The following is a 14412-nucleotide window of genomic DNA, read 5'->3' as shown; positions in this document are numbered from 1 at the left end:
TCCACCGGCTTCCGGAGGCAGCGCCCCGGAAATCCATGCGCATTGGCTCTTACCGCATCCCGGCATATTGCTCCTGTGGCCACTCTGGATCCGCAGAGCCTCAGCCGTAGATCGGTGATCTCGCATCGAAACGTATATCTGAGGAAGAAAAAAGGCCTCGGATCCTGTAGGCCCCTTCAGGAATCCTCACGACCTGCCGAGGCCGCCTTCAGCTTCCTAAATCCTTTACGGGACAGCTCGGGCGCATTCACTCGCGACTGCGCCACTGGTTATCGCGAAATCTCCAGACTGCCCCGGCATTACCTTGCCCACCCACCTGCCCCTGCTCGACAGTGATGCGGAAGCGTCAGGACGGGGCGGAAACGGACGTAGCCGTGTAGCGCGCGACGGCCTGCTTCCTGGAGACGAGCTTGTAGCCTGCGCCCCGGACCGTGACGATGCTCGTCTGGCGGACGGGGGCGTCGATCTTGCGACGCAGAGAGCTGACGTAGACCTCGACCACGTTCGGATGTCGTCCCGAGCTCTTCTCCCAGATCCGATCGATGATCTCGGGCTTGGTGACGACCCGGCCGGGCTTCTCGGCCAGACATGCCAAAACGCTGAACTCCTTGGCCGTCAATTCGACCTCAATCTCGCCCCGCCACACCCTCATGGAGGCGGGGTCCCCGCGCAGATCGCCTACCAGCCACCCGGCCGGCGCATGCTGCCCGCTCCTACGCATCAGAGCCCGCAGCCGAGCGACGAGCACGACGAACGCGAACGGGGTGACGAGGTAGTCGTCGGCGCCGCTCTCCAGGCCCCGGGCGATGTCGTGCTCGCCGTTCTTGGCGCTGAGTATCAGCATGGGGGTGGTCCGGCCCGCCGCACGGATCCGGGAGCACATCTCGTAGCCGGACAGCCCGTGCAGCAGAACATCGAGCACGATGAGGTCGTAGTCGCCGTCCAGTGCACGCCGCAGCCCCGAGCGCCCGTCGAAGGCTGGTTCAATATGGAACCCTTCGGGCTCCAGCCCCGTTCGCAGCGCATGCGCGAGGGGGGCATTGTTTTGGATCAGCAGAACACGGACGGCCCTGGGGCGCCTTTCACCCATTCGCAAGGGGCTGCGGACCGAATTGGCACTCGCCATCCCTGCGAACCGACTGACCTTGCGGGCTGCTGGCACGTGGCTCGGACCGGCGTCTCGGATACATTGGGAGGAAGGCATAGCGGTCAACCCCTTGGGTTCGCGGGCGGCCAGTCCCAGCAGGCACGAAAGATTCTCTTGCAAGCTGGATTCATGTATTGGAGAGGACAGGTTAAAGCGGGTTTGGTGCGCAACTGAACAAGGCCCGGCCGATCGGGGACCTTCGGTGACACTTGTGTCGTCGAAAGTGAATTACCAGGAGTTTCGGTCCGCTTTCGTTGCTCCGTTGTCGACGAAGGTGAATGCCGGGCGTGCCCCCTGCACGCGGGGCGGCGGGCATACGCCGGCCGGGCAGGCCTCGTACTTTCGGCCCCGAATGTGACGCCCGACACCAACTGGTCTAGTCCTTTCTGGTAGGGTTTGCCGCTCTTCTGATGGAACAGGCCGAATCGATCAAGGATCTCTGTGACCGCCCTCGCCTCTCCGGACCCCTTCGAGCGCTGCTACGCCAACCTCAAGACCCCTGTCGGACGCACGTGGCTGCTGCGTGCCGACCTGCTGATCGTGGGCCTGGTGGCGGTCGGATCGACGAGCAGCGCCCTTGATCCCGAAACCGGACTGATCCGCAGCGCCGTCCCGGGAATCGTGGTCGCCCTCGTCGTTTCCGCCGGCTTCCTGTGGCGTCGCCAGGCGCCTCTCCTGGTCGCCTTCCTCGCCGCGGGCGGCTTGATCGTCGACGGCTCCCGCCTCCCGGTCTTCCTGGCCCTCTACTGCCTGGCCCAGGGACAGCGTCGCGACCGGACCGTCGTGATCGGCCTCGCCTGGGCCCTCTTCACCTGTCTCAAGACGCTGTTGCCCGGGTCGGTCGGCTCCTCCCTCCCGGACCGGTTCCTGTGCGCAGCCATCTACACGGCCTTCCCGCTGGTCTTCGGCATGGGGTCGCGGGCCTACGAACGCAGCCTCGCGGCCCTGCGCGAGGAACGGGAACGGCGGGCCGACCGGACGCGGTCGGAGGAGCGGCTCCGGCTGGCGCGGGAGATGCACGACGTACTCGGCCACCGAATCTCGATCATGGCCATGCAGGCTGGTGCGATCGAGGCCGCCGGGGGCTCCCGGCCCGAAAGTCAACAGCTCGCCCGGGGCGTGGGTGACAGCGCTAGGGCAGCCATGCGGGACCTTCGCCAGGTACTGAGCGCGCTGCGCGACGACGAGGGCACGGTGATCACAGGGCGGCGGCTGAAAGACCTCGACACTCTGGTCGAGGAAGCACGCTCGGCCGGCCTCCGGGTCGAATGCCCGACGGTATCGACGGGGCACGTTCCTTCAGAAGTCGCGCTGACCGTCTACCGGACGGTCCAGGAGGCCCTCACCAACATCGCCAAACACGCTCCAGGGGCCCGCGCCACCGTCCGCGTGTGGTCACAGGGCGCGTCCTTGTCGGTCTCGGTGACCAACTCATCAGCCCCCGCCGGTGTTCCGGCCTGGCCCCTGGAAATCGGCGGGGGCTTCGGAATGACCGGACTGCGCGAGCGCGTATCCCTGCTGAGCGGCGGGTTCGCCGCCGGCCCCACCCCTGAGGGAGGCTGGAGAGTACACGTGATGCTGCCGCTCGAGGCCGCGCCCTGCCCCGTACCGGCACCGGCCGGACTCGCCCTGCCCGAAAGTGGATGTGCGCCGTGAAGAACTGCCCCATGGGCCCGCGGTCCTGGTACTGACCACCTTCGACACCGATGACGGGGTCACCCAGGCCCTCGCTGGCCGAGGCGGTGCGGCGCGAGGACGGGTGGGGTGCGCCTGGCGCGTCGCGGACGAGGCGGCAGCTGGTCCTGGCCGACCGCGGCCTGTTCGGAGCCCACCTGGATGCGTCGCGCGACCTTGCGCACGCCGACGTATCGGTCCCCTGTGGCGCTCACCACCGTTCCGCACCCTGAAGACGGTCACAGCGTGCGATGGACCATGGACATATGCGCTATACAGTCCGGCCAGTAGGACGGATTCAGAAATGTTCGAGTGCTCGCAGACCCCCGTCAGGACCGGGCACGCCCCATCACGAGACGGTCGCTTCTTGATGACTGCACCACACAACTGCGAGCGGGAAAAGACGCCGCGTCCCCATTACCAACTGCTGGCGGACGACGTCGTCCGCCGCGTCGGGCAGCCCGGCACCGACCCTCGGATACCCGACGCGGGGGAGATAGCCAAGCGCTACCGGATCCCGTACCCCACCGCCCAGTTCGTGCGGCGTGCCGCGCGCACGCGACTGCGCACCCCCGGAGCCCGATACGCTCCCCCGCGGGTCGGGGTGACGCATGCCTGGGAGTTGATCGCCGACCTCATTCGCGGGCGAATCCTGGACCGGGGCTTGCGCGGCCGCCTGCCCAACCGACCCACGCTCGCCACCGAGTACCGGGTCAGCGTGGACACGGTCTCCAAGGCCGTTCAAGCATTGGAGCGCGAGGGGCTGGTCGTCTGCAACCGCCACCAGGGCACGTACGTCATCGACCCTTCCGGAAACTGAACCCCAACGCGCATGAGGGCAGAAGGTCCTCTCGGTAGCTCGGTGGTGCGAATCCGACCGAGCGATACCGGGAGGCCCTCCGGCCCTCATGCGCGTTGGGGGTTCGACTGCTGAGGCGTCCCCTTGGTCGTCAGGCCGCGCGCTGAGGCCGAGCCAGGGTGAGGGATCTGACTTCTCGGCTGCACAGGGCCAGTGCGGTTGCCGCAACCACGAGGGACGCCCCGGTCAGCAGGGTGACCTCCCTGCCGAGCAGGCCGGCCACCGGGCCGACGGCCATCTCGCCAATCGGCAGCGCGATGAAGGACCCGAGTGCGTCGTAGGAGTAGACGCGCGCGAGACGGTCTGCCGGGATGTTCTCCTGGAGGGCCACGTCCCAGGCCACCCCGAACTGTTCGAGGGCGACTCCGTTCAGGAACATCGCCGCACTCAGCAACAGCGCTCCCGGAGCCTCGGCAAGCACGATGAGAGGAAGAGCCTCGAAGGCCACGACGGCCACACCGATGCGCATCGCGTGGCGGTGGTGGGTGCGGGCCGCGAGGAAGCCACCTGCCACCGCTCCCGCCATCTGCGCTGCGAGGACCACTCCCCAGGCACTGCGGCCGAAGGTGTCGTCCGCGATCGTGGGCCCGAGGACCTGGATGCCACCGGCGACGACCGCGTTCACCACCATGAACTGGAGCACCACCACCCACACCCAGGTGCGCGCGGTGAACTCCCGCCACCCCTGTCGCAGTTCCTGAATCGGGCGGGTGGGTGCGGCCGCGCCGCTCTCGGCGTCCGCCCTCTTGATCCCGAGGAAGCACAGGGATGCGGCGAGGAAGGCTGCGGCGTTGCAGACGAGCCCCCATCCGGGGTCGAGGAGGGCGACCACGATCCCGCCGAGAGCAGCGCCGATGATCATGCCGACGTTGGTGCCCATCCTCATCAGGGCGTTTGCCGGGCGGAGGATCTCGGCCGGGACCGTCTGCGAGGTCATGGCCGCAGATGCCGGGAAGGACAGGGCGGCGAGGGCTCCGTTCAGAACACCGAGCACGATCAGCAGGGGTATCGAGGTGGCCCCGAACAGCACGCTGAGTGCGATCGCACCTTGGACGCAAGCAGCGGCCGCTGCGGAACCCTGCAGGATCAGGGTGCGGGAGACACGGTCGGCGACGACTCCGCCGAGGAGGAGGAGCACGACGTTGGCGAGTGACCGCGCGCCCACCACGATGCCGAGGTCGGTCGTGGACCCGGTGAGGTCGAGCACGGCGAAGGCGAGCACGATCGGCGCCATCGAGTTGGCGAAGTACATGAGCAGCCGGCCCGAGGCGAGCAGCCGGAAGTCGCGGTGCCGCAGCGCGGAGAGAATCGGCTTCTCGGCAATGAAGAGGCTCACGAGGTCGGGCTCCCGGTCAGGGTGAAGTGAACACGGCGGGTGGAGATCCCGAGGTCTTGCACCGCGTAAGGGGTGAAGTAGTAGGCCTGCGGTGTGGCCTGCGGCGCCATTTCGATTTCGAACTCGGCGCGGGCGGTTCCTCCCGCCGAGGCCTCCTCCCGGCACAGCGCGGGCCGGACCCGGGCGTTGAGGTACGTGGGCAGCACGATCCCCATGTTCACCGTGCCCGCTCTGTGCGGCAGCGCCTCGAGCGTGACGTGGAGGCGGTCTCCGGGAGATGTCCGACCGGCGGACCTCACCCGCAGTTCGGGTGCGTCCACGTGGGAGTTGGCCACGTCGCCGCAGCGTGCGCACACCGCCTGGACCGTGTCGGTGACGACCGGCAACCGGCCCCGGCGCGTGTAGCTTCGCAGTGGCCGGCCGCAGGCGCACGGCCGGTCGAGCTCGATGGGTTCCCCGGCGACGCTGCGCTCCCCGAAGTACGTGGGGAACCCCAGGACGGGGTCGTCGTGGTGCTTGGCGAGGCGCTGGGCTAGGGCCAGGTCGAGCGATTTCGTCTCGGCCCCGACCTCGGACAAGGCGCAGGCTCCGTCCCGGGGTGAGAGCAGGACGGTCCGCACCGCGGCAGCGCCGAGTACGGTGTCCGCGAGCTGCCGGAGCCTGGGCCGCAGGGGGTGTTCGTCGGTCAACAGGCCGCTGTCGAGCAGGCCGGACAGCCGGGCACCCAGGGTGTGCAGGGGGACACGCGACTCTCCGTCCTCCGGCCGCTCCCCCGGTTCCTCGCCCGCGGTCGCGTTCTGTTCGGTGAGCCCGGAGGACTGCAGCCCGATCTGTACGAACGCCGGGTAGGGGTTGATGTCCTTGAGCCGCTCGTTGATCGCGCCGGCCGCACTGCCCCGGAGAGCGGTGCCGGTGAGCCATGCGAGATTCTCCGGACGCTGTGCGTCGCAGGCCGTCAGGGTTGCGACGACGGTCTGGGCAGGACCGTCCAGCGCGTCGAGCAGGATCACGTATTTCGCGTCGTACATCGCGTGGTCGGACAGCGGGCCGCTGAAGCAGTTGCCCAGGACCAGTTCCGCGGCGCGGATGCGCCGTACCGGGATGAGCTTGTCCTCGGGCTTGGGGCAACCCAGCCCGTACGCGCACTTCGGCCCGTCAGCGCCGGGCTGCCGCTCGCCGACCGGGCTCAGCCCGCACAACGTGAACTGTCCGAGGTTGAGCTGGTCGTCCTTGCCGTTGCCGTGGAACAGCACCCGGCTCCAGACACGGCCCAGCGCGATGCTCTGGACGTCACGGTGGCGGACGTCCTCGGCGCCGAGCCACACGGTGCCCGGCACCGGGGCGAGCGCGTCCAGCTCGGAGAACATCCCCACGTCCGCGTGCGGTACGACGTTGGCGTACTGCTTGGCGACCATCCAGCTGAGGGTGTGCACGTCGCGGCCCGTGAGCAGGAACAGCGGGCGGCCCTGCGCGTGGGCCTGCTCGATCACTTCCTGAACGGCGTCCGCGCGCAGGTCCCCGTACGTGCCGATGAGCAGCACGGAACCGGAGTCCGGCAGATCGGACGCGCTCGGCACCCAGTCGCGGGCCAGGGGGCGTGCGAGGCGCTGCAACGGTTCGGGCAGCGGCCCGCCGAGGACGATGCCCGTGGCGCTGGGTGCCGGGACCCGCCGACTTCCGTAGACCTGCTCCGCCAAGTCGATCGCGTCGCGCAGTCCGGTACGGCCCCCGCTCCATACCGGGACCGGCTCGCCCTCCCCGTCATCGGCCAGGAGGCGGGTGACGGCCTCCTCGTAGTCCGGCAGTGTCCCGCACGCGAGGAACAGCGCGCCGCGCTTCGGGCCGCTCACGCCTCCTCCACCTCCAGCTCGAAGTGGTCGAGCACCGCGTACATGCGTTGCTCGACCTCGTCCGCGGTGGCGCCTTCGACGTGGACGTAGCCGGTGGCGGCGTGTGATGCTCTCGGCGGATCGAGCAGGTCGCCTCGGGTTGCGGTGAGGTGGACGCCGATGACGCCGGGCAGCCGGCGCAGTTCGTCCCCGGTGCTGATGCGCACGAGCCTTCCGGGCCGGATGGGCAGGAGCAGGTCGCCGACGGCGCGGTTCTTGGTGTATTCGGGTACCGGAACCCGGTCGAGGTAGGTGTCGAGGACGACGCCGAGGAAGTCGAAGCCGTAGGCCAGGCCGTGGTTCATGGGCACTTCGCAGCCGCTGAGCCGGGCCGCCACCTCGCTCATGAAGAACTCTCCCCCCTCCGTGAGGAAGAACTCGCCGTGCAGGTACCCGTGGGGGATGCCAAGACCGTCGGTCAGCTGCTGGGCCAGTGCCCTCGCGTCGACTGGAAGCCGCTCCCCCGGTGCGTAGGTGATGTTGGCGTTGATCGCCCCGTCGAGGACCTCCAGGATCGGACGGGGGTTCTTGGACAGGTACGCGTCCACGACCTGTCCCCGTGCCACGACCGCGCACAGCTGGAACTCGCGTCCGTCGATGAACTCCTCGACCATCCACTCCAGGGCGGGATCGAGGGGTGGTACGGCGGCCAGACCCTCCGTTGATCCGATCCGGTACGTGGCGATGCAGGAGTCGGAGTCGACCGGCTTGAGCACGACCGGCCAGCCGTGATCGGCGGCGAACGCCTCGACGTCCCGCAGGGTGTCCACGGGCCGGTAGGCCGGATGGGGGATGCCCAGCTCTGCGTAACGGTCCTTCATGGACATTTTGTTGCGCACCCAGCCGACCTGTTCTCGGCCCAGGTGTGGCAGGCCGACGAGCGCGGCGAAGCGCTGGGCGTCCGCCTGGAGCGCCTCGTTCGGGTTGCAGAAGAACTGCGGGCGGATACCGGCGTCCGCGGTCCAGCGCAGGTACCGGGCCGCCTCGTCCTCCAGCGGGGCGGCGGTCTCCAGGGTGAACGTGGGAACGTGCGAAGTGCGTTGGACGTAGTGCGGGGACAGCTCGACGGAATCGAACCGGAGCAGCACAACGGTGACGTCGTCGCGGCTCAGCGCGCTGTCGGTGAACGTGGCCCGGCGGCTCTCCACCAACAGGACGACGGGGCGGGTGGTCTGGAAGGTCATTCGGGGCCTCGCTGGATTGCGGTCTGTTGTGTAGGGAAGGGCCGATGCCGGTTGGGGTTTCGTCAGCCGATGACTCGGGTCGCGCCGTCTGGGCGCCCGGGCCGCGTGCGCCTCAGATCGCGGACGATGTTGACGCGCTTGAGCCACCGGTCGGAGCCGTCGAATTCGGCGCGGAACGGCCTGCGCCCGTGCACGACGTTGCGGTTGTCGACGAAACAGACGTCACCGGTTCGCAGGAAGAGGTCGGCGAGATTGGCGTCCAGGTGGGCCACGACCCAGGCCAGGGCTTCGGCCGCCTCCGGGTCCTCGTCCCCGGCCCGGAAGTAGTCGCGGTCGATGCGCAGGACGGGGCGGTCGGGGTGGCCTTCCAGGACCGGTACGGGAGCCATCCGGGGCGTATCGTCGCCGAATTCGTGCGAGGCGTCGGGGACGGGAACGAAACGCGGCTGTGCGAGCACTTTCGCGATGTTCCCGGGCACGCTCCCGACATCGACGTGCGAGACGGTGGTCGGGACCCGGGCGGTGTTGCGCACCGCGAGGAGGCCGACCCAGTCGGCCCGGTGGGGTGAGAAGGCGTCCTCGGTGTGCCAGGCCAGCTCGAGCTCGCTGGACGCGGACACCAGGCTGTGCTCGTAGCCGCGGCTCGGCAGGACGTCCGTGACCAGTCGGCCGGCCTGCTGAGAGGCCCAGCCGATGACGTCGCCGAGGAGGGCGGAGTAGAGGACGAGCAGGCAGCCGTAGGCCTGGCTCGGCTGCGTGTCGGCCCGGCTCCAGTGGCCCGGGGTGGTACCCAGGGCTCCCTGGTCGACGAGATTGCCCCGGATCACGGTCGTGTGGGCGGCCTCGTCCCGGCGCGCGGTGTTGAGGTGTCGGCGTACGGTCAGGGGTAGGTCGTGGGCGATGACGGGCGCCTCGTCGAGGAAGCGGGCGTCGTCGGCCGCTTTGAACTCCTTCGCACATCGCCGGGCCAGGTCGTGGGCGGCGTTCGCGTCCTCCTCGGACAGTTCGAGTAGGTGGTGGCGCGAGTCCCGGGGACTGGCGGCCTGGTGCACTGCGGGCATGAAAGACCTTCTGATTCGGGGGAGGGTGATGCGGGTGGGTGCGGATCAGCTGCCAATTTCGAGGTCCGCCGCCCGGTGTCCGTCCAGGTGACCGAGGCAGGTCTCACGGAGGTCCTCGGGGTGCGCCTCGTACCAACCGCCGGGCACGGGGGCGGTGGTGGGCCAGAGCGCGCGCTGCCCCCGGCCGTTCGCGAGGACGGTGAACGTACCGTAGGCGTCCTCGAAGGGGTCCTCGGGCCAGGGCTCGCCCAGCACTTCCAGGCTGCCGTCGCTGCCTCGCTTCGCGGCGCTCGCGGCACGCCACATGCGGCTGCCGGGCGCCGCGAAGGGGTCGGGGACGAAGCGTTCGCCCGTGGCGGCGGGCCTGTTCGCGTATCCGAGCGCGATGCCGGCGCCGGCGAGGTACAGCGCGCCGGTGGATCCCGGCGCCACGGGCCGTAGGGCCTCGTCCAGTACGTACACCCTGTGGTGGGGATCGGTACGGGTCTGCCCTCCGGGCTGCCGCACGGTGACGAGACGCGCTTCGGCCGGCCCTCCCCGTACGGTCAGGGCCAGCCCGTAGGCACGGGCGAACGCGGTGGTGTCGACGCTCGCGCGGTCGAGGGACGTGGACACCGTGAGGGCCCGTACGCGGGCGGATCCACGGCCCCGCGCTCCGGCGGCCCGGCACAGGCCAGCGGCGTCCGCGTCGCAGGCCAGCACTTCCTCGGCGGCCCGCTCGTGCAGCCAGTCGAGGAGGGCCGACAGGTCGTTGGACCACCCTGTGTCCGGGACGAGTACCGTGCCGCCCGAGGCGAGGACGCCCAGGAGTCCGAGTGCGGCGTCGGCATCGGGGTAGCGCCTGACCAGCCAGGCGCTACGGGCGCTCGGCAGCCCCTCGGATCGTCGGGCGGCCTCCGCGGCGACCGGCAGGGGACCGATGAGTGCCTGGCCGGCTCCGGGGGCGCCGGCGGGGGCGAGCAGGATGGGGTGTTCCGCGGTGAGCGGCCCGGTGCGGTCGGCGTCGAGGAGCGGGGCGGCGGATCCCGGAATCACGTCGGTGTGCTCCGACAGCCGTGCGATACCTGGCGTGGGTGGCAGGGACTCCGCGGCGTGGGCGTCCAGGAGCAGGGCGACGGGCCGCGTCTTCGCGAGCCGGTCCGCGTTCTGCGGCGCACCGGCGTCCGGGTCGAGCGGCAGGCACACGGCGCCGGCCTTGGCGACGGCCAGCAGGGCGACGGCGAAGCCGACGGGCGAGGCGATGGCGATGGCTACGGCCGTTCCCGGCCCGGCCTTGTGGCCGACGAGAGTCCGGGCGAGCCGGTCGGAGCGCGAGTCCAGCTCCGCGTAGGTCGCCTCCTGCCCCTCGCTGACGAGTGCTGGGGCGTTCGGAGCGTGCCCAGTCTGGTGTGCGAAGAGCTCGGGGACGGTCGCCGGTGCCACGGTGCGATGCCCCCCGTCCGCATCCCGGCGCATGCGGTGCGACGCATGGTCGGACGCGAGGGGAAGACGGCTGATCGCGCTGCCCGAGTCGTCCAGTGCGGAGGCGAGCAGAGCGACCAGGCTCGCGGTCAGCGAAGCCGCCGTCGCCCCGTCGACAGCGCCGCGGCGGAATACCGAACGGACCGTGATGCCGAGCGGCGCGCCGGTCGCGCTCTGTCGCTCCGTCAGCAGCAACGCGAGTTCCGCGTCGAGGTGAGGTGGGAGGGTACGTTCCGTCTGTACGTCCGGCCCTGACGGCGCAAGAGCAACGCCGGCCTCTTGGGCCAACGCGAGGATCACGCCGCCCGGCTGAATCCGCGGCGTGGCTCTCACGCGGTAGGCGGTCAGGTCGGCTTCCCGGACACGTCGGAGCAGCGTGGTGAACGCAGGGTCGCCCGAGGTGTCCGTACGCAACGCCAGCATGCGCGTATGCGGGGCGGCACGGCGCGGCGGGCCGTCATCGCGGGCGGGCACCATGGTGGCGAGGACGATGTCGGTTCCCGCGCCCATCCGGGTGAGCACGGCGGCCAGAGCCGTGTGCACCAGCATGAACAGGGTGGTTCCGTGCTCGGCGGCGAACGCGGTGAGCCGACGGTGCAAGTCCACGTCGATCTGCGTCTCCCACGTGCCGTGCCCGGGGGCTTGCTCCTGCGGGACGACGACGGGCACCGGGGTGGGCCGGGGGGACTCCCCTGCCGCGGCCCCTGCGCGCGGTGCTGCGGCCACCGCCGTGAGCGGATGGTGCGCAGCCGAGTCGATGGCGGTGGCACCGGGACCGTCGAGAAGGGCGGCGAGCAGTGCGGGAGTCGGTGCCTCGTACAGGGCCCGGCTGCTCGGGTCTGCCCCGAGCGTGGCGCGCAGCCGGGCAACGAGCCGGGCCGCCGCCAGGGAGTGGCCACCGATGGCGAAGAAGTCCGAATCGGCGTAGACCTCCCGCTTCGGCAGTCCCAGAACCTCGGCGAACAGATCGCGGAGGATCTCCTCCACCGGCGTCCCCGGCCGTGTCCCAGCGGCGGCGGCCGCGAAGACGGGTGCCGGCAGGGCTCGCCGGTCAACCTTTCCGTTCGGGGTGAGCGGAAGCTCCCCGAGTGTTACGAGCGCGGCCGGGACCATGTAGTGCGGCAGCTGTTCCTGGAGGTAGCCGTGGAGCACGCCGCCCAGGTCGACGGTGTGGTCGAAGGCCCTGGGTGTGTTGGCGCAGTCCTCCGCCGTGGGGGCCTCGTCGGTGTCCATCGCGTATCCACCGGTCAGAGGTCCGTCCGGGATGTCGGCGGAGGACACGAAGAGGACGTCGAGGGCCTCGTCGGACTGAGCCGACCACGTGGTGAACGCCCGGTATCCCAAGCCCTCTCCCGCCGCGCACAGTACCTCGGGGTCGGGTGCGGCGCCGGTCCTGACGGGCTGCTCCGCGGTCCCGGCGCTCGTGCCGGCGCGGTCGAGCTCCCGCATGGCCGCGTACTCGGCCTGGATGCGGCCGTTGGGCACCGCGGTGACGCGCAGGGTGGTGGGCCGCTCCGCCCGCAAGTACTCCGCCAGCCGGTCGACACCGTCCAGCTGCCGGGCCCAGTCGAGTCGCGGGGCGGTTCTCAGATCGCAGACCGGTTCCCGAGTACTGAGGACGGCGTCGTACCGGTATCGGGTCAGCTCGTTGTGGTGGACGCCGCGCTTGACCCGTACGTCCACCGATCGGATGGCAGGCAGGTCCGCCGTCAAGCCGCTGAAAAGGGCGGGAGAGAGGAGCAGTTCGGTCTCCTGGGCGACACGCTGGCCAATGGCCCGGCGCGTTCCCTCACGGTCGAGGTCGCTGCCCTGTGCGAGCTCCACTCCGGTCTGCATGCAGCGCAGCAGGTCCAGGTTGCGCAGGTCTCCGAGGAAGAGGGAACCGCCGGGCGCCAGCAGGGTCAGTGCGCCTTCGAGGACGGTCCTCAGGTAGTCGAGGTGCGGGAAGTATTGGACGACCGAGTTGACCACTACGGTGTCGAAGTACCCGGCGGGCAGTCCGTCGATGTCGTCCGCCGACCGGCAGCTCAGGGTGACCTTGTCGCGGAGCTCGGGGTCCGCCACCGTCTGGGAGTACAGCGCGTCGATCACGGATGCGGAGAAATCCGTGCCCCAGTACTCCTCGCAGTCCGGGGCGAGCCGGTGGAGGAGCAGGCCGGTGCCCACGCCGATCTCGAGTACCCGGCGGGGCCGGAGTCCGCGGACGGCCTCGACCGTCGACGCACGCCACTCCTCCATCTGCTCCAGGGGGATCGGCTCCGCGTCGTAGCTGCTGTTCCAGCCTGTGAAGTTCGATCCGAGGGCGGCGGATTCCGCGTCGTCATAGAGCGTTTCGTAGATCTCCCGCCACTCGGTGAGCTGCTCGGAGGGCTCGCGCTCGGCTGCGGATGCCGCGGGCACGACGTGGGCGACCAACCGCCGGTCGTCCCCCGCCTCGTGCAGGGAGACCACTGCTTGGGCCACGGAGGGATGCGACGTCAGCACCGATTCGATCTCGCCGAGTTCGATGCGGAATCCACGGAGTTTGATCTGATCGTCAACGCGGCGGCGGAACTCGATCGCGCCGTCGGGGCGCACGAAGACCCAGTCTCCGGTGCGGTAGAGCTTGCTGCCGTCGGCCGCGAAGGGGTCGTCGACGAATCGCTCCCGCGTGAGGTCCGGGCGTCCGAGATAGCCCAGAGCCAGGCAGGGCCCGCCGAGGTGGAGCTCTCCGGTGCCACCCGGTGGCACCCGGTGTCCGGCCGCGTCGAGCACGTAGGCCACCGTCGTGCCGATCGGGCGGCCGATCGGCACGGTCCGGGTGCCTACGGACGGTTCGGTGACCTCGTGCCAGGTGGCGAAGGTGGTGGTCTCGGTGGGCCCGTACACGTGCAGGAGCGTGCGGGGAGGCCGCGCCGCGAACACTTCCCGGACCCGGCGCGGGTCGCACGCCTCTCCGCCGAAGAGCAGGACGCGCAGCGGGGCGAATGCCGCAGGCCGCTCCCGGGCTATCTGGTTGAACAGGGCGGTCGTCAGGAAGAGGACGCTCACTGCGTGCTCGCGCACCTCACGCTCGAAGGCGGCCGGGGACACGACGGTGTCCTTCGACAAGCCGAGTACCCGGGCGCCCGAGGTCAACGCGGCCCAAATCTCGAAAGTGACCGCATCGAATGCGGGGTTGGCGGCCTGACCCACCACGTCCCGGGGCGTCAGGTGTACGTAGTCGGTCGACGTCACCAGGTCGATGACGGCACGGTGCGGGACGACGACCCCCTTGGGCGTGCCGGTGGTTCCCGAGGTGTAACAGACGTAAGCGGCGTCATCGGGCGCCGACCGTACCTCCGGGACACCGTCGGACTGCGCGGCGATCAACTTCGCGAGGGTGTCAACGGCCACGGTCACAGCCGACAGGCCCGCACAGTCCGGGGCGAAGGCCTCGGTGGTCACCACGACCCTTGCGTCACAGTCGCGCACGATCAGCCGACGGCGCTCCAAGGGGTGCGCCGGATCCATGGGAACGTAGGCGGCTCCGGCTCTCACGATCGCGAGGAAGGCGATCACCAGGTCGGACCCGGGAAGCAGGCACGTTGCCACCCGGTCTCCGGGACCGACGCCTTGCCCGATGAGGTACGCCGCCAGCCGGTTGGCCCGGCAGCCCAGCTCGGCGTAGGTGAGGGTGACGCCTTCCTCCGGATACGAAAGCGAGACCGCCTCCGGGCGGGTCAGTACGTGCCGTTCGACCAATTCCGAGAGAGCCGAATCATCTCCATGCACACCGTTCGACATCGGACCTGCATTTGTGCCGATCATTCTCACCTCAAC

General features: G+C 69.9%; 8 protein-coding genes. 2 read left to right on the top strand and 6 right to left on the bottom strand.

Annotated features, from left to right (window positions below; translation table 11 throughout):
• Window positions 1-346: 346 nt before the first annotated feature.
• Window positions 347-1090, bottom strand: coding sequence for a response regulator transcription factor (locus ACFXDJ_RS15390; protein WP_384849195.1), 744 nt, complete (start codon window positions 1088-1090; stop codon window positions 347-349).
• Window positions 1091-1588: 498 nt separating this feature from the next.
• Between ACFXDJ_RS15390 and ACFXDJ_RS15385 the strand changes: the two genes are divergently transcribed.
• On the top strand, window positions 1589-2803 hold the full coding sequence (locus ACFXDJ_RS15385) for a sensor histidine kinase (protein WP_384659257.1): 1215 nt from the start codon (window positions 1589-1591) through the stop codon (window positions 2801-2803).
• 388 nt (window positions 2804-3191) lie between these two features.
• Window positions 3192-3641 (top strand): winged helix-turn-helix domain-containing protein, encoded by a 450-nt coding sequence (locus ACFXDJ_RS15380; protein ID WP_384849192.1) that lies wholly within the window; start codon window positions 3192-3194, stop codon window positions 3639-3641.
• A gap of 130 nt (window positions 3642-3771) precedes the next feature.
• Here ACFXDJ_RS15380 and ACFXDJ_RS15375 read toward each other — a convergent pair whose 3' ends face one another.
• The 5 genes from ACFXDJ_RS15375 to ACFXDJ_RS15355 form a co-directional block, all read right to left on the bottom strand.
• The gene (locus ACFXDJ_RS15375; RefSeq protein ID WP_384659251.1) at window positions 3772-5016 is read right to left on the bottom strand and encodes an MFS transporter; all 1245 of its coding nucleotides are present in this window, start codon (window positions 5014-5016) and stop codon (window positions 3772-3774) included.
• The gene (locus ACFXDJ_RS15370; RefSeq protein ID WP_384659248.1) at window positions 5013-6866 is read right to left on the bottom strand and encodes a hypothetical protein; all 1854 of its coding nucleotides are present in this window, start codon (window positions 6864-6866) and stop codon (window positions 5013-5015) included. The genes ACFXDJ_RS15375 and ACFXDJ_RS15370 overlap by 4 nt, the downstream gene beginning before the upstream one ends.
• On the bottom strand, window positions 6863-8089 hold the full coding sequence (locus ACFXDJ_RS15365; protein ID WP_384849189.1) for an ATP-dependent carboxylate-amine ligase: 1227 nt from the start codon (window positions 8087-8089) through the stop codon (window positions 6863-6865). Before ACFXDJ_RS15365 ends, ACFXDJ_RS15370 begins: the two co-directional genes overlap by 4 nt.
• Window positions 8090-8151: 62 nt before the next feature.
• Complete coding sequence (gene gntD / locus ACFXDJ_RS15360; protein WP_384656162.1) at window positions 8152-9150, bottom strand: guanitoxin biosynthesis L-enduracididine beta-hydroxylase GntD; 999 nt, start codon at window positions 9148-9150, stop codon at window positions 8152-8154.
• A gap of 45 nt (window positions 9151-9195) precedes the next feature.
• Window positions 9196-14334, bottom strand: a complete 5139-nt coding sequence (locus tag ACFXDJ_RS15355; RefSeq protein WP_384656159.1) for an amino acid adenylation domain-containing protein — start codon at window positions 14332-14334, stop codon at window positions 9196-9198.
• Window positions 14335-14412: the final 78 nt, after the last annotated feature.

Origin of the sequence: Streptomyces sp. NPDC059443 (assembly GCF_042750105.1) — a bacterium.
In the GTDB taxonomy this organism is placed as follows: domain Bacteria; phylum Actinomycetota; class Actinomycetes; order Streptomycetales; family Streptomycetaceae; genus Streptomyces.
The sequence above is the reverse complement of the archived record's forward strand: the minus strand, read 5'-3'. Positions and strand labels throughout refer to the sequence as shown.